Source organism: Clostridium sp. UBA5988 (assembly GCF_002435615.1).
Lineage (GTDB): Bacteria > Bacillota > Clostridia > Clostridiales > Clostridiaceae > Clostridium_J > Clostridium_J sulfidigenes.
This window is the reverse complement of the sequence record NZ_DJBA01000056.1, coordinates 1-25829: the sequence shown is the minus strand read 5'-3', so window position 1 is coordinate 25829 and position 25829 is coordinate 1. Positions and strand designations below refer to the sequence as shown.

The following is a 25829-nucleotide window of genomic DNA, read 5'->3' as shown; positions in this document are numbered from 1 at the left end:
AAATCCCTCACTTATTTTTAATAATTTCTTGTTGATTTATTAAGCTCAGTATATAAACAAAGTTCTTTGCTTCAGAGGGAGTTTTTACTCTCTCTGAAGCTTAGAAATCGTTATCCAGGGACGTAGCAGCTCTTTACTCTCACTTTGAAGAAGATGGAGTATTAGAGCTGGTAGTCATCGGATAAAATTGTCACAGTAAAATTCATAAATGAATCTAAGCACTATTAATTACACACAGAGCTTATACAAAGCCCACATATGCATCAACCTCCTTAAATATACTTATACCATGATAACATATATTAAGGAAAAAGCAAAATTCATAAAATATTAGGAGGAAAAATATTTGACAAGCTTAAATATCCATGATACTATTTATTAAAATATAACACTTAGGAGAATTAAAATGAGTAGAGAAATTAACTTTAAATCAACAAAAGTTAATATGGCATATTATCTTAGCTATTATAGATAGGGTTTGTATTTATAAACAATTATAGATGCAAACCAGTTTAACAAATTTGGTTTGTGTCTATGATGGTTGGGAAGTTTTGCTATACTCAAATGTTTAGTGATTAGACCACATAGATATATCTATGTGGTTTTTATATTTCATGCCTTCTTATTTAAACCACATGGAATCAATCTATGTGGTTTTATTTATTTTAGGAAGGAGCTTAGAATATGAAAAACAGAGAAAACTTTACAAGTAGAGCAGGATTTGTGATATCTTGTATTGGAGCAGCAGTAGGACTGGGGAATATATGGATGTTTCCTTACAGGTTAGGTCAAAATGGGGGAGCTGTATTTTTAATTCCATACTTTATTTTTGTACTTATACTAGGATCCACAGGGCTAATTACAGAATTCGCATTTGGAAGAGGTGCTGAGGGGGGTGCTCTAACAGGAATTAAAAAAGGGTTTAAGAATAAAAGTTTAAAGGGAGGAATTCTTTTCGGATTTATACCAGCAATAGGACTTGCAGGAGTGTTTATGTTTTATAATGTGGTAGTAGGTTGGATAATTAAGTATTTAGGACTTAGCCTTAGTGGAAATATAAAAAATATTGATATACCTAAGTACTTTGAAAGTTTTGCAGGAAGCACCCAAACTATACCATGGAATTTACTAGCAATAGTACTAGCCTTGGTAATTGTATGTATGGGTATATCTAAGGGAATTGAAAAAATAAATAAAATTATAATGCCTATGCTTTTTGGAATTTTTATATTGTTAGCTATTAGATCATTAACTTTACCTGGAGCTATAGATGGGGTGAAGTACCTATTAACACCACAATGGTCATACCTATTTAAAATAAATACATGGGCAATGGCACTTGGTCAAGCCTTCTTCACAGTATCTTTAAATGGATGCGGAATGGTGGTGTATGGTAGTTACATAGAGAAGGATTTAGATATTCCAAGGTCTGCAGTAAGTACTGCGGTACTTGATACTATTGCGGCATTGTTAGCCTCCTTTGTTATTATGCCAGCAGTATTTGCCTTTGGCTTAGATCCAGCAGCAGGTCCACCTTTATTATTTATAACAATACCAACTATATTTAAAGCTATCCCTGGTGGACAAATACTTATGATACTATTCTTTTTAAGTGTATTATTTGCAGCAATTAGTTCTTCAATAAATATGCTAGAAGGGCCAGTAGAATCTTTTATGGCACAAACAAAATTAAGCAGAAAAACAGCTACTATATTAATAGCTGTAGTGTCATTTGTATTATCAATACCTTTAAATTTAAATATGAATTTGTTTAGTAACTTTGCAGATGTAATTACTATAGTAATATCACCATTAGCTGCACTACTAGTATTTATAGTATTTTACTTTATGTACAACAAAGAACAGGTGTTAGAAGAAATAAATAGAGGTGCTAAGAGAAAGGTAGGAAATAAATTTTTTATGTTTTCAAAATATGGGTTTACCCTTATAACAGTATTGGTAATAATACTAGGAATAATTTACGGTGGGATATAAGTCTGTTTATACTAATTTTAGATGTGGATTTTCCTATTTTAAAGAGGGTAATTACTATATATTCTAAATAGTAAATTCTCTGAAACCCGCATGAACAGAAGAACTAGTTAACTATTTTCATAGTTAACTAGTTTTATATATTAATATTTATATAGTTTCATAGGTTTATAGGTAAATATTTAAATAGTTTTATTCATAAATATTTTTATGAAATGCTAAAGAATTTTTTTATTTCATCAATTCTTTCAAAAGCCTATATATCTTTTATCATGTCTATGGTTAATTAGAATGTCATAGTTTCTTTTCTTTTGTTTTGATATATATGAAAAGCCGTTGGTAATACCTGCTGAAACACCAATGCAATAAGGAAACATAATATCATTATCTAAAAGAGCATCCATTATACCAGCGCTAAAAATAGGTCTAAAGGTTCCACCTTCAAGAATTAAACTACTCATGATGTCAACTCCTTAAAATTAAATTTGTTAGATTGTTTTCTTACATAATTAAATTTAGATATTATTTTAATTAATTGTTAAATTAAAAAAGTAGCATATAATGGTACTGATTTTATACCATTTTCATATCCAAAGTTTTTTGCTGAGATTCGTATTGAGTATGGTGGATTATACTTCTTAATAAATTGCTGTAAGCTTTTAGCTCGTACATTATCAGCAGCTTTAACTTCTATTGGGATAATGTTGCCTTGATCATCTTGAACAATAAAATCTACTTCAGCTTGACCTTTAGATTCCCAATAGTAGATCGTATAGCTATTTGCAATCAATGAAAAAGCAACATAATTTTCTGTTAAGGCACCTTTAAAGCCATTAAATGAAGGCGTGTCAACTAACACTGCGTTGGCTGGTATACCAAATCTAGAACAAAGTAATCCTGTATCAGTCATATACACTTTGAAAGTGTTAAAGTCAGTATATGCAGATAAAGGTAATTTACCTTCATTACACTTATGACATTTTATTATAACACCAGAGGCCTTTAACCAATCTAAAGGAGTTTCATAATCATGTGCTCTTGCTCCAGATTTTATAATTTTATACTGAAATTTTTTGTTATCTTTAGCTAGTTGAGCAGGGATACTATTAAAAGCTGCCATTATTTTAGTGGTTTCATTTGGGGTAGCATATTTAGCCATATCTGCAACATAAGAATCATTTATGTTTTTTTGAGTTGCTAGAACAAAATTAAAATCATTTTTTTCTATATATTCTTTTACAGAAGCTGGCATACCACCTATAACTAAATAGAGCTTGTAAATATCCATCAAAGTGTTATGAAAAGAGAGAGGGGAATTGTTATTAAAACTCTCTTTAATTAAGTCAATATAATCTTCTTTACCTAAAGCTATTAAAAATTCTTCAAAGTCTAGAGGATATAAGGTCTTTATGTCAACTTTACCAACAGGAAATGAATATTGTACGCGGTTAACAGCAACTCCTAGAAGGCTACCAGCAGCTATTATATGATATCCATTAGCATTTTCATTGAAGTATTTTAATGATGTTAATGCTCTCTCGCATGCTTGTATCTCATCAAAGAATATTAAGGTATCTTCTTTAAAGATTGTTTGTCCTGTAATTACTGAAAGTTCTTTTATTATTCTATCAGGATTTAAATCTTTATTAAATATATTTGAAAGTTCTGAGTTATTTTCAAAGTTTAAATATACAGTATTTTTATAGTAATCTTTACCAAAGGTTAAAGTAGAGTAAGTTTTACCAACTTGTCTAGCTCCTTGAAGAATCAATGGCTTTCGATTTTTATTATTCTTCCATTCTTTTAACCATTCTACAATTTTACGCTTCATTTAGTGTTACCTCTCGATACTTTTAATAACTTAATTATATATAGTATTCACACTATTTACAATATGCATACATTAATAATTAAATAATATTTAAAACAAATATGATGTCCTATTTGTTTTGTTATACTATAAGAAATTAAACTTAAGACAATAATAAAACAATCGGTTGTAAGAGTTTAGGTATTGTAGTATAAATTAAGTTATAGATAAATTCAATTTAAATAATTAATATTTAAGCTGGGGTGATTAGCATGGAATATATATCTGCAAAAAAATTAATATCTCAATATATACCTAATAATTCATGGTTTGATATCAATTATAATATGAATATCTATAAAGGATGTTGCCATGGGTGTATTTATTGTGACTCCAGAAGTGAATGTTATCAAATAGAAGATTTTGATAGAGTTAGAGCAAAAGAAAAAGCTGTAGAAGCTATAGGAAAAGAACTTAAAGGGAAAAGGAAAAAGGGTGTAATAGGAACAGGCGCTATGAGTGATCCTTACAATCCATTTGAAAAACAATATGAGCTAACAAGGAAAGCTTTGAAGGAGATTAATAGAAATAACTTTGGAGTTTCCATTGCCACCAAGAGCCCTTTAATTACTAGAGATATTGATATATTAAAGGAGATTTCAAGGCACTCTCCTGTGTTAATAAAAATAACTGTAACTACCTTTGATGATGAGCTATGTAAAAGGGTAGAACCTAATGTGGCACCTAGTAGCGAAAGATTTAAGGCTATAAAACAGCTTAGTGATAGTGGGATATATACAGGAATATTGCTTATGCCAATTCTTCCATTTATTAATGATTCAGAAGATAATATAAGAAATATAGTCAGAGAAGCTCATAATTCAGGAGCTAAATTTATATTTGCTTATGGAATGGGGCTTACCCTTAGAGGGAATCAAAGGGCCTATTACTATAAACAATTAAGTAGACTATTTCAAAGGGAGAACTTAGTTAGAAAATATATTCATACCTATGGTGATAGGTATGAATGTGAATCTTCTAATGCAAAGAAGCTTTGGAAGACCTTCACTGAAGAATGTAATAAATATGGAATTATATACAAAATGAAGGATATAATTAAAGATTATAGAAAGAATTATGAAGAGGAACAGCTGAGCTTATTTTAAGACTATTAAGATAAACCTGAATTATTCACCGATTAGCAATATAAACTAATAAAATAACGTAAGTTTATGAGATTTACTTAACTTTTATAATTGAATTTAGAGAAAAAGTATAAAGTAGTGAATATAAAAATAAATATATAGCATAATATAAATATTATTTAAAAAAGGAACATTTTGTACCAAATAACCAAAATATATTGAAGTATTTAGGGGATTAATATATAATCAGTATTGTGGAGGTAGTTTTATGAGAGAAGCAATTATTAGAGTTCAAGGTATTGAATTAAATGGGTTTAAAAATATACAAAAAGGTGAAATTGGCCTTCTAAGTTATAAGCAAAAGAAGTTTTATAATGCCAAATCAGATGTATTAGGCATATATGGTCAGAATGGATCAGGAAAGACAGCAGTAGTTGATGCTTTTAAGCTGTTGAAAACTATAGCAAGTGGCGATAAACTACCAGAAGATATTAAAAATTATATATATAAAACAGAAGATAAAGCAATATTAAAATTTATTTTCTATATAGAGAGAAGTAAAGAGAAGTTTTTAGTGTATTATGATTTCACTATAAGAATAAAAGATGGGCAAGCAGAATTATCTCATGAAAGATTAAGCTATTCTAAAATAGTTGACGATGTTAAAACAAGAAAACAGGATATTGTTGAGTATAGCATTGATTCAAAAGAAGTGCCACTTTTGCCCAAAGTGCGATATAATGAATTAATTAAGGATAGTAAAGAAAATGAATTTAATCTTGAAGTGTGCAAAAGAATGGCAATAAAAGAGAAAACATCTTTTATTTTTAATGAAAGTTTGAAAGAAATATTTGAAAACAGTGCTAGTAACAGCGACTATATTAACATTATTAGTTGTGTTAAACATTTTGCTAGACTAAACTTATTTGTAATTACAAATGAGCAATCGGCTCCAATTAGTCTGAATTTTATGCCATTAAGTTTTAGAATGGAAAATGAAGATACGATAACTAGTGGGAATATTGCAGTGAATTTACTTGGGACATCAACTATAGATAAGGTTACCTATAGTATAGCAACTCAAGTTATAAAACAACTAAATGTTGTATTAGATACGATTATTCCAAATTTACAATTAGAAATTAGGAATCTAGGTAATGAGTTAGCTGAAAGTGGAGAAGAAATAATTAAAATTGAATTAATGTCTATTAGAAAAGATATTAAGCTTCCTCTAAAATATGAATCTGAAGGGGTTAAAAAAATAATTTCTATTTTAAGTGCACTTATATCTATGTTTAATAATCCTTCAATTTGTCTAATTGTTGATGAGCTTGATGCAGGGATTTTTGAATATTTATTAGGCGAGTTATTAAAAATAATAGAGCAGAATGGAAAAGGACAATTTATATTTACTTCTCATAATTTACGTGCATTAGAAAAGTTAGATAAAGAGTCATTAGTATTTAGCACTGCTAATCCGCAAAAAAGATTTATAAGAATAACTCATATAAAGAATAATAATAATCTAAGAAATGTATACCTACGTGGTGTTGATTTAGGTGGGCTTGATGAGTGTATTTATGAGGAAACTAACAGCTTTGAGATTGCTCATGCATTAAGAAAAGCAGGTGATGCATTTGGGGAAGAGTAGCAAGATTATATTGTTTATAGTAGAAGGAATTACTGATGAAATTTCATTAGGTTTGATATTATCTAAAATAATTGAAAAAGATAAAGCTGTTAGATTTAAAGTTGTTGGTGGAGATATAACATCACAAAACGGTGTTAATACAAGCAACATACTTACCAAAATAACAAAAGTCATAAATGAATTCATAGAAAAGGATATATATAGGAAAAGTGATATTTTGAAAGTAGTTCATTTAGTTGATATTGATGGTACTTTTATTTCAGATGATTTAATTTTAGAAAAAGATGTAGAAAATATTGAATATACAACTGAAAATATATATGCTAAAAATATTGAGAAGATAAAGGCACGTAACAAACAAAAGTCACAGATATTAAATAAGTTAGCAACTTCAAGCACTGTATATACTAACTTGCCATATGAAGTTTATTTTTTCTCTTGTAATCTTGAGCATGTACTGCATAATGAATTAAACGTTGCAGATGATGTGAAAGAAAAATATGCTTATAAATTTGCAGATAAATACGTTGGTAATCCAAGTGATTTTATAGATTTTATTAATAATCCTGAATTTGCATTAACTGGTCAGCATAAAGAAACTTGGGAATTTATAAGAAAAGGTGCTAATTCATTGAATCGATACACGAACTTTAATCTATATATTGAATCATTAAAATAAAGATAAAGCATATCTTGAATTATAATTCGCAGCTAAAACTTTACTGTATTAGAGTTTAAGTTGTGAATTATGTTTGAGTTTTTGAACCCTTGTTTTTACAAGGGTGTTTCTTCGTAAAAAAGTAATATAGGTTTCGACGCATAGCGATAAAATGGTAGAAATGTTATAATTATTCCATGGAATCTATAGAATTTAAACATATGGGGACTATGAGGGGGATAATATGGGGTATCAAAGTGAAGCTCAGCTTGAAAAGCAGTTAGTTGAGCAGCTAGTTAATCAAGAATTTAGGCCAGTTAAGATTTCCAATGAGGATGAACTGGTTAGTAACTTTAGGATTCAGCTTTATAAACATAATGAGAAGAAGTTAAATGGAGTTCCTTTAACAGATAAGGAATTTGAGCGCATTTTACGTTATGTGGAAGGTAAGAGTGTTTATAACAGTGCTAAGATTTTGAGGGATAAGTTTATTCTTGAAAGAGAGGATGGCACTGAGGTTTATATAGAGTTTTTTGATACAGTAAGTTGGTGTAAGAATTTATTTCAAGTTACAACTCAAACCACAGTGGTTGGAAAGTATGTTAATAGGTATGATGTAACTTTACTTATCAATGGTTTGCCAATAGTTCAAATAGAACTTAAGAGAAGAGGTTTAGACTTAAAGGAAGCCTTTAATCAAATTGAGCGGTACAGAAAACATTCTTACCAAGGGTTATATAGATATATTCAAATATTTATTGTGAGTAATGGAGTGGATACTAAGTACTTTGCAAGTTCCGATAGGGAGCTTTTATTTAGCCAAACCTTCTTTTGGACTGATGAGAAAAATGAGAGAATCAGTAGCTTAAATGAGTTTACTGCTACCTTTTTAGAAAAGTGTCATGTGTCTAAGGTTATTGCACGTTATATGGTAATAAGTGACACAGATAAGAATTTAATGGTTATGAGGCCATACCAAATTTATGCAGTGGAGGCACTGGTTAAAAGGGCATTAGAAACGGGTAATAATGGGTTCATCTGGCATACCACAGGTAGTGGAAAGACCCTTACTTCTTTTAAAGTGAGTCAAATTTTATCTAATGAGCCATCTATTAAAAAGGTCTTTTTCTTGGTAGACAGAAAGGACTTAGACAGTCAAACCCTAACTGAGTTTAATAAGTTTGAAAAGGATTGTGTGGATACCACAGATAAGACTAGCACCTTAGTTAAACAGGTTAAGGATATTAATAAGCCACTGATTATAACTACTATTCAAAAGATGTCAAAGGCTATTAGTTCTCCAAAGTATGCAAGTGTCATGGACAAGTATAAAAATGAAAAGGTTATATTTATAATAGATGAGTGCCACCGTTCTCAGTTTGGAGATATGCACAGAGCAATAAATAAGCATTTCTCTAAAGCACAGTATTTTGGTTTTACTGGAACACCTAGATTTAAGGAAAATAAGAGTAGTGATGGTAGAGTTACCGCAGATTTATTTGAGGAGTGTTTACATCATTATCTAATAAAAGATGCAATAAAAGATGAAAATGTGTTGGGTTTTTCCGTTGAATATGTTACTACCTTCAAGGGACAATTTGATGAGGGAGATGACACTAAAGCAAGGGCAATAGATACTGATGAAGTGTTTATGAATGATGAGAGAATCACCATAGTTGCAGAACACATCATTAAAAACCATTATCTTAAAACAAGAAATAGGGAGTACACAGCAATCTTTACTGTTCAAAGTATAGAAGCTTTAGTTAGGTATTATGATAAGTTTAAGGAACTTCATCATAACTTAAACATTGCAGGGATATTTAGCTTTGGTGCCAATGAGGACAGTGAGGGAAAGGATGAGCATTCAAGAGATAGTTTAGAAAGAATTATAAAGGATTACAATAAAATCTTTGAAACAAACTACTCCACAGATACCTTCTCTGGCTATTTCACAGATGTTTCAAAAAGGGTAAAGAAAGCTCAAATAGATATTCTAATAGTGGTTAATATGTTCCTAACAGGTTTTGATAGTAGAAGCCTAAACACTTTATATGTTGATAAGAACTTAAAGTACCATGAGTTAATTCAAGCTTTTTCAAGAACCAATAGAATAGAGAAAAGCACTAAGCCCTATGGAAACATTGTATGCTATAGAAATTTAAAAGATAATACTGACGAGGCAATTAAACTATTTTTTCAAACTGATAATACAGATAAAGTGCTTATGGAAAGTTATGAATATTACTTAAAATTATTTAAACAAAAGCTAAAAGAACTATATAAAATAGCTCTACTACCTAGGGATGTAGATTTCTTAGAAACAGAAGATGAAAAAAAGGAATTTATAATTTCCTTTAGAGACTTATCAAAGGTTCTTGTAAAACTTCAAACCTTTACAGAATTTGAGTTTGAGGAAGAGAACTTAGGCATTGGAGAGCAAAAGTATCAAGACTTTAAGAGTAAGTATTTCTTAATATATGATGCAGTTAAGAAGGAAGAAAATGAGAAGGTTTCAGTGCTATCAGATATTGATTTTGGTATAGAGCTTATGCATACAGACAAAATTAATGTGAGCTATATCATGAATTTAATTAGAAACATTGATATGGAGGATGAAAATAAGCGGGAAAAAGATATTAATCATATTAAGAAGGAACTAGAAAGAGCTGATAGTGAAGATTTAAGATTAAAGGTGGATTTACTAAAAGCCTTCCTTGAAAAAGTAGTTCCAAACCTTAGTAAAGAAGACTCCATTGATGAGGCCTATAATGAATTTGAGAATAACCAAAGAAAAAAGGATATCTATAACTTCTCCCAGGAAGTTGGAGTGGAAGAGGATATTATAAAAGAGCATGTAGCAGAGTATGAGTATTCAGGAATTGTTAAGCATGAGGAGCTCAGCGACATAATAAATGCACCACTACTAAAGAAAAGAAAGTTAGTTAAGGTAATTAAGGATTTTATTATAAAACATGTGGAAAAGTACGAATAAATAGTGTTATTTAAAAAAATAGCAGAAACCAATTGACGGTTTCTGTTATTTTTGTTATGCTATTTCATATAATAGCAAGAAAAGAGGTGAGGACTTGAAAATAGATAACCTAGGAAAAGTAACCCATGGGGTGACTCTTTCACGAGTAGAGGGAAAACCAGGTGATGATAAGGAAGAGTTTCAGCTTTTTACTATGCAAGATTTAAGCAGAGAATCTGGGCAATATAACCAGGTAGTGGAAAACCAAGAGGTAGAAGTTAGTAAAGATAAGTTTGACAAAGATACATTATCCAAGGAAAACTTAGTGGTTATTGGTCTCACTTCATATAAAGCAATGGTTATAGAGAAAAATCATAGCAATAAAATAATACCTTCAAACTTTGCAATTGTAGAATTAAACCTTGAAAGGGTTGATCCCTATTATTTTACTTGGTGTTTTAATGAGCATCCAGAAATACAAAAGCAATTGAAGGTAGCAATGCAGGGGTCCATTATTAGAGCACTTTCTATACAAATGCTAAGAGAATTTATAATGCCACTACCATCTTTAGAAGTTCAAAAGTCCATTGGAAAAGTATATGAGCTGAATAGAAAAAGAGACAAATTCTTATTTCAGAAAAATATCTTAGAAGAAAAATTATACAATCATATGTTAGTAAAAAAATTGAAGGAGGACATAAAATGTCAGTAAGTGAAAAACAACAAGAGCAACAAGCAAGTCTACATACAAGGTTATGGGCCATAGCCAATGATTTAAGAGGAAACATGGAGGCAAATGAGTTCAAGAACTACATACTAGGACTTATATTCTATCGTTACCTTTCAGAAAAAGTAGAATTAAGAGCAGAAAGTCTACTTGCTGAAGATAAAATTTCTTATACAGAAGCCTGGAAGGATGATGAATTTAGAGAAGCACTACAAGAAGAGCTTTTAGGTCAAATTGGATATTTCATAGAGCCAAAATACTTATTTTCTTCCTTAATGAAAGCTATAGCAGATGGAAATTTTGATATAGAAATGCTTCAAGGAGCTATTAATGACATTACAGAATCAACTATTGGTCAGGATAGCCAAGAGGACTTTGACCACTTATTTGATGATATGGATTTAACCTCCACAAAGCTTGGTAAGGACGTAAAAAGTCGTTCAAAGCTAATTGCAAAGGTAATGGGAAACATAGCAGAAATACCATTCTTACATGATGATACAGAAATAGATGTGCTTGGTGATGCCTATGAATATTTAATATCTCAGTTTGCAGCCAATGCAGGAAAAAAAGCTGGTGAGTTCTATACCCCTCAACAAGTATCTAAAATACTAGCAAAGCTTGTAACCGTTGGTAAGAAAGACCTAAGAAATGTATATGACCCAACTTGCGGTTCTGGTTCACTACTTCTACGTGTAGCAAAGGAAGCTCAGGTTCGTAAATTCTATGGACAGGAATTAACCTCCACAACCTATAACCTAGCTCGTATGAATATGCTGCTCCATGATGTATCTTACCAAAACTTTGACATAAGAAATGACGATACCTTGGAACATCCAATGCACAAGGATATGAAGTTTGAAGCAATTGTGGCAAATCCTCCATACAGTGCTAACTGGAGTTCTGACCCTAAGTTCTTAGACGATGAAAGATTCAGTGTATATGGAAAGCTAGCACCAAAATCAAAGGCAGACTATGCCTTCATTCAGCACATGATATATCAACTAGATGATAAAGGAACCATGGCAGTAGTACTTCCCCATGGAGTATTATTCAGAGGAGCAGGAGAAGGGACCATAAGACAATACCTAATCAAAAACAGAAACTACTTAGATGCAGTAATAGGACTTCCAGCAAACGTATTCTTTGGAACTTCAATTCCAACAGTAATCTTAGTATTTAAAAAATGCCGTGAAAACAGTGATAACATACTATTCATTGATGCTTCAAATGACTTTGAAAAAGGAAAAAATCAAAATGTCCTAAGAGAGAGTGATGTAGAAAAAATAGTAGAAACCTATATAAAAAGAGAAAATGTTGATAAATACTCTTATGTAGCAACCTTAGAAGAAATTAAGGAAAACGACTATAACCTAAACATTCCAAGATATGTGGATACCTTTGAAGAAGAAGAAGCCATTGACATTGAAGAAGTTAAAACAAAAATCCAAACCCTAGATAAAGAAATAGAAGAGATAGATAAAGAGCTCAAAATTTACCTAAAAGAACTGGGAATATAGGAGGTGGAACAAATGAATAAAACACCGAAGTTGAGATTTCCTGAGTTTAGTGGGGAGTGGGAAGAGAAAAGCATAGGAGAAATTTTTGATTTTTACACTACTAATTCTTTTTCAAGAGATTGTTTAAATGATATTACTGGAAAGGTTAAGAATATTCACTATGGTGATATTCACATGAAATTTCCGACTATATTAGATGTTAAGAGATTTCATATACCTTATATTAATGAGGATATTAATATAGAAAAAATATCTCCAGAATCCTACTGCAAAGAGGGAGATGTTGTTATTGCTGATGCATCTGAAGATTATGCTGATATTGGTAAAAGTGTTGAAATAAAAAATATTAGCGATGAAAAAATTGTAGCTGGATTACATACTATCCTTGTACGAGATAATAAAGGTATAACAGAAAATGGTTTCAGAGGATATATGTTATTAAATGAGAGAGTTAGAAAACAGATAAAAATATTGGCCGTAGGTTCTAAAGTGTTAGGAATTTCTAAGCCTAATATGGCACAAGTAAGTGTAAATATTCCAGAGAGTAAAGAACAAGAAAAACTAGCATCATTTTTCTCATTAGTAGACGAAAAAATTCAAAAGCAACAAAAGAAAGTTGAAGCTCTTGAAGAGTATAAAAAGGGTATGATGCAGAAGATTTTTTCTAGGGAGATAAGATTTAAGAAGGAGAATGAGGAAGAGTATCCGGAGTGGGAATTTAAAAAGTTAGGAGATTATGCTGAAAAAATAACTAAGAAAAATAAAGGTTTTATAGTTACTAATGTTATATCAAATTCAGCTAAGAACGGACTTATATCGCAGAGAAATTTTTTTGATAAGGATATTGCTAATGAAGATAGCATTGATGGATACTATGTTATAGAACCAGGAGATTTTGTGTATAATCCTAGAAAATCTGCTGAATCTCCTTATGGACCAATAAATAAATATGATTTAAGTGAACCAGGTGTAGTATCACCATTATATTTATGTTTTAGAGCTAATTACAAGATTAATGGCGGGTTTTTAGCATTCTACTTTAAGTCAGATAAATGGTATAGATTTATTTACCTAAATAGTGACCAAGGTGCAAGGCATGATAGAGTTAGTATAAAAGATTCAGTAGTATTTGATTTAGACATTGAAATACCAACATTAGAAGAGCAAGAAAAAATAGTAGACTTTCTAAGTGGTTTGGACACGAAGTTTGAAAAAGAACAACAAAAACTAGAAGCTCTAAATCAATGGAAAAGAGGTTTACTTCAACAAATGTTTGTGTAGTAATTGGAGGTATTAATTATGGCAGATATTAAATTTGAAATTAAAGAAACCTTAGGAGCTATTTCAGAATCTTCTAAGGGGTGGAAGAAAGAAATAAATCTTATTAGCTGGAATGATAAAGAAGCTAAGTATGATTTGAGAGAATGGAGCCCAGAACATGAGAAAATGGGCAAGGGAGTTACTTTATCTAGGGAAGAATTGGGTAAGTTAAAGGAAATACTTAATAAAATGGATTTATAAATTATGGAGGGTATGCAAAATTTGCATATCCTTTAGTTAACTTAAACTAACATTATTTTTTAATAGTAGATTATAAGTTTCTTAGAATATAAGACAGTGAAGAAGAATGTTCTATTATTTTACTTACCAAGTTTAAAATATATGATAAAATGTATATAGTATTTAATTTAAAGGGGGAAGGTTTGCCTTATATATGTTAAGACAAAATCTATATAATTAAAATGAAGGATATTAAATCAATAGTCTATTGGATAATAGGATTTTTGCTTGCGGATGGCTTTAGGTATCTACTTAGGGATGTAGATATTCCAGAGATTTTTAAATGGGCATTAGGAATAGTTATAATTCTTGGAGGCTATATTCTTATAAATAAATTATTTAAAAAAGATATAAGCAAAGAAGAAGTATAAGCTAAAGGGGTAAATTTATTTTAAGGGGATGAAGATATGCATTTTGATGAGGAGTCCCAAAAATGGGATACAAAATATAGGGTTCAAAGAGCAAAGAAAATTAGTACTGAAATAGAAAACTATTTGGATAAAGATAACAATTTAAGAGCCTTAGAATTTGGATGTGGTACAGGGCTTATATCAGAAAATTTAACTCATAGATTTTCTGATATATTGATGATGGATTTATCTGAAGGAATGATAGAACAGTTAAAATTAAAAATAGAAAAAAACAAAATAAAAAATATGAAAACTTGGTGTGGGGATTTATTTCAATTTAACGATGATGAAAAATTTGATGTGATTTATACATCCATGGTTTTTCACCATATAGAAGATCTACCAAAGGTAACAAAGAAATTACATGAGCTACTTAATAAGGATGGAAAGTTAGTAGTTGTAGATTTGTGTCCTGATGATGGTGGATTCCATGATGAATTACATGGATTTAATGGACATAACGGGTTTGAAATTGGAGAGATGGAAACATTGCTAAAGACAGCAGGATTCCAAGTTGCAAGTTCAAGGGTATTTTATTCAGGCATAAAAGAGAATGAAAGTAAAGGTCAGACATATCAACTGTTTAGTATGTGTGGTATAAAAAAATAAAATATATAATTATGAGAGCATTCTTAAGAAAGGATGTTCTTTTGATATAGGCTTCCTTGATTATATTAATGGTTTCAAAATCTTATTTTTGATTTCATCATAATTTATCACTGAACTATAAAAGAATATTGTGGTAAAATAAATCTAATGATATTGTACAATAAAGGGGAGTTTATAGTGAAAAAAACCATAGGAATTTTTGCTCATGTTGATGCAGGTAAAACTACATTTTCTGAGCAATTACTTTATCATACAAAGAGTATAAAAACTAGAGGAAGAGTTGATCACAAAGAAGCTTTTCTAGATAGTCATAATATAGAAAGAGAAAGGGGTATTACAGTTTTTTCTGATATTGGAATTTTTAATTATGAAGATTCAGAATATTATTTAATAGATACTCCAGGACATATAGATTTTTCTCCAGAGATGGAGAGAGCTATGGGGGTTCTAGATTATGCTATCCTTTTAATAAGTGCAGTAGAGGGAGTGCAAGGTCACACAGAGACAGTATGGCAGCTACTAAGAAAAAATAATATGCCTACTTTTATATTTATAAATAAAACAGATAGAGAAGGTGCTGACTTACAAAAGGTTATCCATGAGATAAGAAATAACTTAAGTAGTGAAGTTTGTTTAGTTGAAGAAGATTTATATAATTTAAGTAATGAAAATATAGAATTTATAGCTGAAAGAAATGAGGAATTACTGGAAACCTATCTAGATAAAGGTTATGACAACTACTTATGGGTAGATAAATTAAAGGAGCTTATAAAGTCAGAGAAAATATTTATAGCTTTAAAAGGGTCAGCTTTATTAGATGAAGGTGTAAAAGAGTTTTTAGAGATCTTTAATAGTCTTAGTTATACTAACTATGAAGAGATAAAAGATAATAAATGCTTCAAAGGTAGAGTATTCAAGGTTAAATATGATGAAAAAGGTAATAGAGTTACCTTTATAAAAGCATTACAGGGTGAGTTAAAGGTAAAGGATGAAATTAGATATAGTACCAATGGAGAAGAAATAAGAGAAAAAATAAATGAAATTAGAAGTTATAATGGAAATAAATATGAGAGTAAAGATAAAATTGTTTCAGGTGAAATTTTTGGAATTATAGGCATAAGCTCTTTAAGAGCTGGTATGGGCATAGGAGTTTTAGATTTAAATGAGTTTTTTATGATTCCAACCTTAAGAGCAAAGGTAGAGTTTGATAAAAGTATAAACCCTAGAGAAGTGTTAGGATGCTTTAAAATTTTAGAAAGTGAAGAAAATAGTCTGAATGTAGTGTGGAGCGAGGAGTTACAAGAGCTTCATATTAGTATAATGGGGAAAATACAACTAGAAGTCTTAAAGGAAATATTAAAAGATAGATTTAACTTATTAGTGGATTTTGGAACTCCAGAAATATTATATAAGGAAACCATGAAAGGGGAAGTGGACGGATTTGGACATTTTGAGCCTCTTCGCCACTATGCAGAGGTTTATTTAAAGTTAAAAGAAGGGACTAGAGGATCAGGGATTACTTTTAAAAATAAATGCCACAGTGATTTTTTAACTACAGGAAATCAAAATCTTATAAGAACTCACATATTTGAAAGAGATCACAAGGGAATACTTACAGGAAGTACAATTACAGATATAGAAATAACCCTTATGAATGGAAGAGCACATTTAAAGCATACTGAAGGTGGAGATTTTAGAGAAGCAACTAAAAGAGCCCTTAGACAAGGATTAGAAAGTGCTAAAAATCTATTACTAGAGCCCTATTACAAATTTAAAATAGATGTAGAGATAAACTTAATGGGTAGAGTTATCAGTGATATTCAAAAAATGAGTGGTAGCTTTAATGAGCCTAAAAGTTATGGAGAAAGAGTTATAATTGAAGGAAGAGGTCCTGTAGCTACCTTTATGAATTATGCTTTGGACTTTCAAGCATTCACAAAGGGGAAGGGCAGCTTAAGTCTAGTATTTCATGGGTATGATATATGTCATAATCCAGAAGAGGTTATAGAAGCTAAAAGCTATAACAAGGATGTAGATCCTGAATACACATCATCTTCAATTTTTTGTGCTAAGGGTGTAGGGTATGCAGTACCTTGGTATGAAGTTAAGGAACATATTCATTGTCTTAAATAAATATTGTTAGAAATTTAATATATTAGGAGTGATTAATTATGGAAAAAGAAATTAATGTAGTTGTGTTAATGCCTATGGACGATAGCCATAAAATTGATTTAATGTCAGTGGCGCCTGGATCTAATTTTATATTTACTTCAGCTAAAGAGATAAATAGGGAGACTCTTCAAGATGCTCACATAATTATAGGTAATCCTCCATTAGATATGGTTAAAGGATGCAAAAACTTAAAGTGGTTACAACTTGATAGTGCAGGAGCTGATTTATTTGTAAAAGAAGGGGTGCTTCCAAGGGGAGTAAAACTAACTAATTCAACTGGAGCCTATGGACTCGCTATATCAGAACATATGATAGGTGTTCTACTTTCTATATATAAAAAGTTATACCTTTATAGGGATAATCAAAATAATAGTCTTTGGAAGAATGAGGGTGAAGTTAAATCTATTTATGGATGTACTGCTTTAGTTATTGGACTTGGTGATATTGGAGGAGACTTTGCCAAGAGAATAAAAGCTCTAGGGGGATATACTATAGGAGTAAGAAGAAGTGATACTAATAAACCTGAATATTTAGATGAATTATATCTTATGGATAAGATTGATGAGTTATTACCTAAAGCAGATGTGGTAGCATTAAGTTTACCAGAAACTAAGGAAACCTATAAATTATTCTCTAAAGATAAAATTTCTAAGATGAAAAAGGATTCTGTACTTATAAATGTAGGTAGAGGTACAGCTATAGATACTGAAGCACTTTGTGATGCTTTAGAAAGTGGGAAACTTTTAGGAGCAGCTTTAGATGTGACAGACCCTGAGCCACTGCCAAAGGATCATAGGATTTGGGGAATAAAAAATGCAATAATTACACCTCATGTTTCTGGAAATTATAATCTAAAGGAAACCCACCATCGTATAGTTAAAATTGCTGTTAATAATTTAGAACGCTTTATAAAGGGAGAGGAACTCAGGAATGTAGTTAACTTATCTACAGGATATAGAGATTTAAAGACAAAGTAATATTTAAATTAAGGCTAAAGTTAGAACTTTAGTTATACATTGGTTAAAGGAGAGAGATACAATGGAGAAGCTTTATTATAAAGATCAATATATTAAAGAATTTGTAGCTGAATTAGAGAAGGTAGAAGAGAAAGATGGGAAGTTTCATGTGGTTTTAGATAAAACAGCTTTTTTCCCAGGAGGTGGAGGTCAATTTTGTGATCTAGGATTTATAGAAAATGAACCAGTAATAGATGTTTACGAAGAAGAAGGTATTATATATCATGTTCTTAATAAAAAGCCTATAAAGCTTCATAAATTAAAGTGCTCTATAGATTGGGAAAGAAGAAGGGATGGCATGGATCAACACCTTGGACAGCACGTTTTATCAGGGTGTTTTTATAAAATATTTAATGCAAATACAGTGGGCTTTCATATGGGAAGAGAAATATGTACTGTAGATATAGAGGGAATATTAGAAGAAGAAAAGATAAGAGAAGCTGAAAATGCTGCAAATCTAATTATAGGAGATGATCTCCAAGTAGAATTTTTAGTGCCAGATAAAAAAGAGTTAAAGAAAATGGGATTAAGAAGAGCATTACCTAATACTAATGAAGAAATAAGAGTTGTTAAGATTTCAGATTTAGATATTAATGCATGTTGTGGAGTACATCCAAAGTCAACCTTAGAACTTAGAATGATTAAAGTAAGAAGATGGGAAAAACATAAAGGAGCAACGAGAATAGAATATGTAGCAGGGAAAAGAGCAATAGAAGATTCCTTTAGAAAAGATAAATTTACTACAAGTGTATGTAGATACTTAAATGCCAGTGAAGATGAGGCTATAAATGGCATAAAAAATATGAACGAAAATCTTAAAGCTGCTCTAGATAAAAATAAAAAGCTAAGTGAAGAAGTAGCTGCTTATGAAGTAAAAGACATGGTTGAAAAAGGGGAGAAAGTAGAAAATATAACTATAGTTAAAAAAGTTTATGATAATGAAGATATTAAATATGTAAATAAGGTAACTTCAAAGATTATTGAAAATAACAATACTATAGCATTAATGGCAATTAAAAATGGAGAAAGAGCAAACCTTATCTTTGCAGCATCAAGGGATTTTAAAGGAATATCTATGAATGAACTATTAAAAGATGCAATCACTTTAATTGATGGTAAAGGTGGAGGAAGTAGTCATCAAGCTCAAGGTGGTGGAAAGAATAATAATAATTTAGATGGAACTCTAGATTATGCTATAAATAAAATAAAAGGTAAATAATGAAAAATTATTAAGTTAAAAGTTAGGTTATTAAATTTAAATAAAACCTAACTTTTTATTTATTTAAAAATTTAATAATGCTTGAACATTTGTTATATCTGTTATATATTATATATAACAGATATAACAAATAAGGTGGTATGTAAAATGTTAAAGATAAATAATTTTTCAAAGTCTTATAGTGGTAGTAAAAAAGCTGTAGATAGTATATCTCTTGAAGTGAAACCAGGAGATATATTTGGATTTATTGGTCATAATGGTGCTGGAAAAACTACTACCATTAAAGCTGCAGTAGGAATTTTAGATTTTGAAGAAGGAGAAATTTTAATAAATGGTAATTCTATAAAGACTAGTCCAATAGAGTGTAAGAAGGATATAGCGTATATTCCGGATAACCCAGATTTATATGATTCCTTAACAGGTATACAATATTTGAATTTCATAGGAGATATTTTTAAGGTATCAAAGGAAGAAAGAGAAGCACTTATAAAAAGGTATAGTGAAGCCTTTGAACTTACAAAATCTTTAGGAGATTTAATTTCATCCTACTCTCATGGTATGAAGCAAAAACTAGCTCTTATATCAGCACTTATTCATAAGCCTAAATTATTAATTCTAGATGAACCCTTTGTTGGACTAGATCCTAAAGCAGCACATATTTTAAAAGGATTCATGAGGGAATTATGTAATGAAGGAGGAGCTATATTCTTCTCTACTCACGTACTAGAAGTTGCTGAAAAATTATGCGATAAGATAGCTATCATTAAAGGTGGAAAGATAGTAGCTTCAGGAGACACCAATAAAGTTAAAGGTGATGGTAGTCTAGAAGAAATATTTATGGAGTTGATTGACAATGAGTAATTTAAAAGTTCTATTAAAAAATAGCATTATGAATACTTGGGGAATAAATAAATTCCTAAAGGAAGAATCAAAGAGTGAAAAAGTAAAAAACATATCCATATTTTTAGCAATACTACTAGGCATATTTTCTATAGGTATGTTAATTGTAATGTATTCCTTGGCTATAGTAGAGCAATTAGGACAGTATGGATATTTAAGCCTTATTTTGATGAGTGCAATGATTCTTAGTACTATGTTTTCATTTTTTACATCTGTATACAAGGCTCAGGGTGTTCTTTTTTCTTCAAGGGATTTTGAAACCTTAATGAGTTTACCAATAAAACCAGGTATCATCTTAGCTAGTAAGATGATTGAATTATTATTATTGAATTATTTATTTGTAGCATTAGTAACAATTCCACCAGCTATAGTTTATTTTATGAAATCTGGTACAAGTATTATATTTTTTATTTATTTATTAATAGGAATAATTTTTATTCCACTTATACCTATAGTTATGGCAGCTATTATAGCCTTTGCTCTTAGCTATGTATCTTCCAGAATGAAACGTAAAACTTTAATTTTAAATATAGGAACCTTGATAGTTGTAGTTATAGTAGTGATAGGTTCATTTAAAATGGATAAGATTATAAATATAGTTATAGAGAACAGTACATCTATAATCCAAGGGATAAAAACTATTTATCCACCTTCTTATTACTTTACGGATGCTTTAGCTAATTTAAGCTTATTATCTATGACTAAATTTATTTTATGGTCTATAATTCCTTTTATAATATTTTTAATAATCTTTGCTAGAAGCTTTAAGTCAATAAATTTAAGACTAGGAGAAACCTTTAAAAGATCTAATTATAAATTAATGTCTTTAAAAACTAATACTTTAAGGGTAGCGTTAATAAAGAAAGAATTAAAAAGATATTTTTCATCTTCTGTATATGTTACAAACACAATAATAGGTATAGTTTTAGTAACGGTAGCTGCTGTATCATCTGTAGTTATGGGAGGAGATTTTCTCATAGATCAGATGGCACAATCTAGTGATTCAGACCTTCAGGTACTAGCACCACTATTAAAACAGGTAATGCAGTTTGCACCACTTATAATATTATCCTTTGGTATAGGATTAACTTGCACTACAGGTTCAGCTATATCAATTGAAGGAAGAAATTTATGGATTTTAAAATCATCTCCATTAGAAGTTAAAGATATATTTATTGGTAAGATAGGAGTTAATATTCTTTTACTAATACCAACTATAGTAGTGGATTCAGTTATGTTTGCCATAGCCTTTAAGTTAACCCTAATAAATTTTATGTGGACTATATTAATTCCTACACTATTAGCTATTTTAGTATCAGTGGGGGGACTATTAATTAATTTATTTTTCCCTAAGTTAGACTGGACTTCAGAAGTACAGGTTGTAAAGCAAAGTTTAAGTTCTATGATAAGTATTCTTATGGGAGCAGTGCTTGTAGTTGTAGTGATTTTTGTAACTATTGGAATTAACAAGGTATTTGCAATTACAAATATAAATTTATATCTAGGGGTTATAGCATTATTACTACTACTTTTGATATCATTAGTATGTACAATATTGAAAACTAAGGGAGAAAAGTTGTTTAATAGACTAAAGAGTTAAATAGGAGATGAGATTTTGATTTTAAAAATAGACTTTGACTCAGATATACCTATATATGTACAGATAAAGAATCAGGTAGTTGAAGGTATAGCAAGAGGGGAACTAGAAGAAGGAGAAGAACTTCCATCCGTTAGAGGGTTAGCGGATGATATTGGAGTGAATATGCATACAGTTAATAAAGCATATTCACTTTTAAAGGATGATGGATATATTAAAATAGATAGAAGAAAAGGAGCTTTTGTTTCTCTTAGTTTAAAAGGCTCTAATGAGGTGTTTAGAGAAAATTTAAATTACGAATTAGAGTATTATATGGCTGAATGCTTTAATAGAGGTATAAGTAAAGAAGATATAAAGAGCTATATTGACGCTATTTTTAGTGGATTTAAGAAGGAGGATAGCTAATATGGATAAGTGGTTATTCTTAGCATTTATGAATTTCATGTTATTATTTATATTTTTAACTAGTTTTTTTGTGAACAAAACATCTAATAGTGGCATTTTCTTTGGAGTGAGATTTCCTAAGGAATATCAAGAAGAAAAGGAGCTAAAAGATATAGAAAAATCTTATAGAATAGTTGTTTCAATTATATTTTTTATTATGCTTTTAGGAGTAAATATTTTATTCTTTAATCTTGATAACTATAGTGAAAATACTTTAGGAATTATAATGGCAATACTTATTATAGGTAGTTTAATAATAAGCTTCATAGTATATATTCCATATTATAGAAAGGTTAAAATCTTAAAAAAGCATAGAAACTGGACTTATACCAAAAGAAATGTAGTAGTGGTAGAGACTACTCTAAGAAAGCCCAAAAAGGATGAGAAGATAAAACCTATAGACTCAAAATGGTTTTTATTATTATTTATATTTCCTTTAGTAAGTATTTTAGTAACTATGTATAGATATGATGTATTACCTAAGGTGATGGAGATTCCTTATACTAGCTTTGGGGTGTTTAAAAAGGAGACTTTAAGAGATCATTTTATAATATATCAATTTCCAATTGTTCAAATTTTTTTAACAGCATTATTATATGGAATAAACAAAGTGATTATTAATTCTAAGGTGGATTTAAATAGTGGAAGTATTGAGAAGGCTATTATTCGAAAGAGGAAGTTTAAAAAAATAGGGTCAATATTAATGATGGTAATGATACTACAAATGCTTATTATGTTTTCCTTAATTCAAGCATCTATATTATTTAACTTTGATCCTATGATAATTAACTATGTATTTATGGTAATTTTCATGATAACTATGATTATATTTATCATTATTTTTATCAAAATTGGTCAAGGTGGAAGAAATATCGAAACAAAAGGTGAAAAAGATGAGTTATATAAAGATGATGATGATAAATGGATACTAGGAAGTATTTATTATAATAAAAATGATCCAGCTTGGATGGTAGAGAAAAGATTGGGTGTAGGTTGGACAGTAAACTTTGCTCATCCAAAGTCTTGGATAGCTGTGGGAGGACTTATAGTATTTATAATAAGTAATATAATTATGTCTATATTGCTTACTTGATTGTATTGTGTATAAAAATTAAATCAGAATTAAAGGAGTTACTAAAATCTTAGTTGATTTAGTAACTCCTTAATTTTTATATTTCTTAAGTATCATAACGTAAATATAGATTATCTATATCCTCTTTTTTCATAAACCCTTCCACTAAATAACCCATTATGATGACTCCAGGTACATCAATTACTAATCTAGATAGGGTAAAGGCATAACCTATAGCGGAAACTTCGAAGAGTAATGTAGAAATTTTAGTAACACACCAGGCATTCATAAAAATAATAATATTACTAAATTTAACTCCTTTTTTTAAAAGCACTGCAGTAAAAGGAAATGCAGCATACATGGGCCCAGCAGCTATAGAGCCAATAAGAATAGCAAATAAAACACCAGTAAATCCAGAGTTCTTCCCCATATATTTCATTAATGCCTCTTTTGGAACCCACACATCAATAAGGCCAAGAAGAATCATAATAGGTGGAAGTACATATAACATCTGAGTGAAGCTAGATTGAGCATTAATAAAGCTTTTAGTTCCTAAGTCCCAATTAAAGACGAATACTAAGATAAGTATTAATAAACTTAAAAGGAAAAAGGAATACCTTTTTAGAAAGTTAAGTAGTTTAATCAAAATAAAGTCACCACCTTTCCAATAAAGAAAGCTACTACAAAGGAAAAGACAAAGGCTATGAAATTTCTAAGAAAGGCAGCTTTTTTACCTATATATTTTGACTCTAAGCTATATGTCATGATACCAACCATGGTTAGAGTAGAAATTAAAGCTCCCACTTGTGGATAACCCGCTCCACTTTCAAGTAGTGTATTACCTAATGAAAAGGCTACAAAAGTTGGCATCATAGTTATGGAACCAGTAATAGAAGAAATAATAACTCCTAAAAATCCAGAATTAGTTCCGATTAATTTTGATATGGTAGCTGCATCTACTATAGCAAGGAGAATTCCTACAGTGATAATGATACCTAAAAATTGAGGCATTATGTTTTCAAAGGATTTAAGGGAAATTTTAAGAGCCTTAATAGTTTTCTTCTTATCTTTAACTAAAGAAATAAGAAGGAGTATTAAAGCTAAAGTGTATAGAATAACACCTGTCATAACATCACTTCCAATAACTCTATAAAATCATATTATGCTCATAAATTTGTGAGGTTACATAATTATAGTATAATAAGTATTATCAAGGGTATGAAAAGAGAAGAGTGATGAATAATTTGGATGTATTCATTTGCCTATGCTTTAAGAACTTCACTTTCATCACAATTAGTGTCATTTTTATCTACTATAAGATTATAGGCCAATCCTATAAGAACTAAAATACCTCCAATAACTTTTCCTGTAGATGCTTTACCTAAGGTGATATAGTCAATTACTATACCCATAAATAATTGCCCAATAAATATAAAGAGAGTTAGATAAAAAGAAGATATTCTCGGAGTCATGTAATTTGAAATAACTATGGTTATAACTCCTAGGAGTCCTCCTAAATATGCTAAGAAGGGTATTGTGCTAAAGCTACTAAAGGTTGAAGGAAAGGTTTCTTTGCTGAATAAAAGAAATACTACTGAGAAAAACAGTCCAACTACATAGTTAAAAAAGGTTCCTTGAAATATACCGATTTTCTCTGCTAATTTAGAATTTATAGTTCTACCTATAACAATAGTTACACCAGCTAAAATAGAAATTATAATATATATCATTATTTATCCTTAATAAGGTTATACAATAAATAACCTTATTAAAGTTCACCTCCTATCATTATTTAAAAATAGTCATAATTATGATACCTACAATCATAATTGATAAACCTATGAACTTCTTACCGTTAAATTTAATCTTTTTCATTCCAAGTAATCCATAGTTATCTATGATAATAGAAGAAATTGCTTGACCAAGTAATCCTAGAGAAATGCTTAAAGAAGCGCCAAGAGCCACAAAACTTATATTACTAAAAAGCACTGTAAATACTCCAACGGCTCCAGCACTGTACCATAAAATAGGAATACCCTTTTGAATTTTTAATTTTGACTTAGTAGCAAATAATACAGTAATAATAGTAATTAAACCTATTATGTGAATGAGTACACTGGAAGAATAATTACCAATAGTCCTTGATAAGGTTCCATTAAACACAAGCATTACTGAAATTAATGCACCTATAAATATAGAAATAAAAATATTCATGACAATCCCCCTTTTAGTTACATATTGAATTTATCATAAAGGAGTTGAGAAGTATTATGACATATGTCATAGTTGTATTAAGAAAGTATTTAAGATGAGAAATGATTTTTATAAATAATTTATCCTGAATTATTCATAG

General features: G+C 29.9%; 23 protein-coding genes and 1 pseudogene. 18 read left to right on the top strand and 6 right to left on the bottom strand.

From position 1 onward, the window contains the following. Positions 1-684 precede the first annotated feature (684 nt). Positions 685-1995, top strand: coding sequence for a sodium-dependent transporter (locus B3J31_RS12300; RefSeq protein ID WP_346866990.1), 1311 nt, complete (start codon positions 685-687; stop codon positions 1993-1995). A gap of 254 nt (positions 1996-2249) precedes the next feature. On the opposite strand, the pseudogene B3J31_RS12295 reads toward B3J31_RS12300, so the two are convergent. Together B3J31_RS12295 and B3J31_RS12290 are read right to left on the bottom strand one after the other, a co-directional pair. Beyond that, positions 2250-2453 (bottom strand): annotated as a pseudogene (locus tag B3J31_RS12295) (patatin-like phospholipase family protein); the annotation flags it as partial. A 77-nt stretch (positions 2454-2530) separates the two neighbouring features. Further along, positions 2531-3823 (bottom strand): ATP-binding protein, encoded by a 1293-nt coding sequence (locus tag B3J31_RS12290; RefSeq protein ID WP_346866989.1) that lies wholly within the window; start codon positions 3821-3823, stop codon positions 2531-2533. Positions 3824-4074: 251 nt separating this feature from the next. Here B3J31_RS12290 and B3J31_RS12285 point away from each other — a divergent pair, with 251 nt between their 5' ends. The 17 genes from B3J31_RS12285 to B3J31_RS12205 all read left to right on the top strand — a co-directional run bounded on the left by B3J31_RS12285 (position 4075) and on the right by B3J31_RS12205 (position 23497). Next, positions 4075-4968, top strand: coding sequence for an SPL family radical SAM protein (locus tag B3J31_RS12285; protein WP_346866988.1), 894 nt, complete (start codon positions 4075-4077; stop codon positions 4966-4968). Positions 4969-5215: 247 nt separating this feature from the next. Then, the gene (locus B3J31_RS12280; RefSeq protein WP_346866987.1) at positions 5216-6598 is read left to right on the top strand and encodes an AAA family ATPase; all 1383 of its coding nucleotides are present in this window, start codon (positions 5216-5218) and stop codon (positions 6596-6598) included. Beyond that, complete coding sequence (locus tag B3J31_RS12275) at positions 6585-7277, top strand: hypothetical protein (RefSeq protein ID WP_346866986.1); 693 nt, start codon at positions 6585-6587, stop codon at positions 7275-7277. Before B3J31_RS12280 ends, B3J31_RS12275 begins: the two co-directional genes overlap by 14 nt. A gap of 223 nt (positions 7278-7500) precedes the next feature. Next, a complete protein-coding gene (locus tag B3J31_RS12270) occupies positions 7501-10251 on the top strand; it encodes a type I restriction endonuclease subunit R (RefSeq protein ID WP_346866985.1) in 2751 nt (916 codons plus the stop codon). Positions 10252-10345: 94 nt separating this feature from the next. Continuing rightward, on the top strand, positions 10346-10942 hold the full coding sequence (locus B3J31_RS12265) for a hypothetical protein (RefSeq protein WP_346866984.1): 597 nt from the start codon (positions 10346-10348) through the stop codon (positions 10940-10942). After that, positions 10933-12477 (top strand): type I restriction-modification system subunit M, encoded by a 1545-nt coding sequence (locus tag B3J31_RS12260; RefSeq protein ID WP_346866983.1) that lies wholly within the window; start codon positions 10933-10935, stop codon positions 12475-12477. Before B3J31_RS12265 ends, B3J31_RS12260 begins: the two co-directional genes overlap by 10 nt. 12 nt (positions 12478-12489) lie before the next feature. Continuing rightward, positions 12490-13758: a restriction endonuclease subunit S gene (locus B3J31_RS12255; RefSeq protein WP_346866982.1), complete on the top strand. Its 1269-nt coding sequence runs from the start codon at positions 12490-12492 to the stop codon at positions 13756-13758. Positions 13759-13776: 18 nt separating this feature from the next. Further along, positions 13777-13998: a YdbC family protein gene (locus tag B3J31_RS12250; protein ID WP_346866981.1), complete on the top strand. Its 222-nt coding sequence runs from the start codon at positions 13777-13779 to the stop codon at positions 13996-13998. Between the two features lie 221 nt (positions 13999-14219). Next, positions 14220-14408, top strand: coding sequence for a hypothetical protein (locus tag B3J31_RS12245; RefSeq protein WP_346866980.1), 189 nt, complete (start codon positions 14220-14222; stop codon positions 14406-14408). A gap of 36 nt (positions 14409-14444) precedes the next feature. After that, positions 14445-15056 (top strand): class I SAM-dependent methyltransferase, encoded by a 612-nt coding sequence (locus tag B3J31_RS12240; RefSeq protein ID WP_346866979.1) that lies wholly within the window; start codon positions 14445-14447, stop codon positions 15054-15056. Positions 15057-15233: 177 nt separating this feature from the next. Next, the gene (locus B3J31_RS12235; RefSeq protein WP_346866978.1) at positions 15234-17189 is read left to right on the top strand and encodes a translation factor GTPase family protein; all 1956 of its coding nucleotides are present in this window, start codon (positions 15234-15236) and stop codon (positions 17187-17189) included. A 38-nt stretch (positions 17190-17227) separates the two neighbouring features. Then, positions 17228-18205, top strand: a complete 978-nt coding sequence (locus B3J31_RS12230) for a D-2-hydroxyacid dehydrogenase (protein WP_346866977.1) — start codon at positions 17228-17230, stop codon at positions 18203-18205. 61 nt (positions 18206-18266) lie between these two features. Beyond that, positions 18267-19463, top strand: coding sequence for an alanyl-tRNA editing protein (locus tag B3J31_RS12225; protein WP_346866976.1), 1197 nt, complete (start codon positions 18267-18269; stop codon positions 19461-19463). Between the two features lie 147 nt (positions 19464-19610). After that, the gene (locus B3J31_RS12220) at positions 19611-20324 is read left to right on the top strand and encodes an ABC transporter ATP-binding protein (protein ID WP_346866975.1); all 714 of its coding nucleotides are present in this window, start codon (positions 19611-19613) and stop codon (positions 20322-20324) included. Then, positions 20317-21963: an ABC transporter permease gene (locus B3J31_RS12215; RefSeq protein WP_346866974.1), complete on the top strand. Its 1647-nt coding sequence runs from the start codon at positions 20317-20319 to the stop codon at positions 21961-21963. The genes B3J31_RS12220 and B3J31_RS12215 overlap by 8 nt, the downstream gene beginning before the upstream one ends. 15 nt (positions 21964-21978) lie before the next feature. Beyond that, positions 21979-22365: a GntR family transcriptional regulator gene (locus tag B3J31_RS12210; RefSeq protein WP_150846349.1), complete on the top strand. Its 387-nt coding sequence runs from the start codon at positions 21979-21981 to the stop codon at positions 22363-22365. A 1-nt stretch (position 22366) separates the two neighbouring features. Beyond that, positions 22367-23497, top strand: a complete 1131-nt coding sequence (locus tag B3J31_RS12205) for a DUF5808 domain-containing protein (protein WP_346866973.1) — start codon at positions 22367-22369, stop codon at positions 23495-23497. Positions 23498-23582: 85 nt separating this feature from the next. Here the strand turns inward: B3J31_RS12205 and B3J31_RS12200 are convergent, their stop codons facing one another. The 4 genes from B3J31_RS12200 to B3J31_RS12185 form a co-directional block, all read right to left on the bottom strand. After that, entirely contained in the window at positions 23583-24122 is a 540-nt protein-coding gene (locus B3J31_RS12200; protein WP_150846351.1) for a permease, read from the bottom strand. After that, a complete protein-coding gene (locus tag B3J31_RS12195; RefSeq protein ID WP_346866972.1) occupies positions 24119-24604 on the bottom strand; it encodes a permease in 486 nt (161 codons plus the stop codon). Before B3J31_RS12195 ends, B3J31_RS12200 begins: the two co-directional genes overlap by 4 nt. A gap of 134 nt (positions 24605-24738) precedes the next feature. Next, on the bottom strand, positions 24739-25206 hold the full coding sequence (locus B3J31_RS12190) for a DMT family transporter (RefSeq protein ID WP_150846354.1): 468 nt from the start codon (positions 25204-25206) through the stop codon (positions 24739-24741). Positions 25207-25264: 58 nt separating this feature from the next. Continuing rightward, positions 25265-25690: a DMT family transporter gene (locus B3J31_RS12185; protein ID WP_150846355.1), complete on the bottom strand. Its 426-nt coding sequence runs from the start codon at positions 25688-25690 to the stop codon at positions 25265-25267. Between the last annotated feature and the right edge of the window lie 139 nt (positions 25691-25829).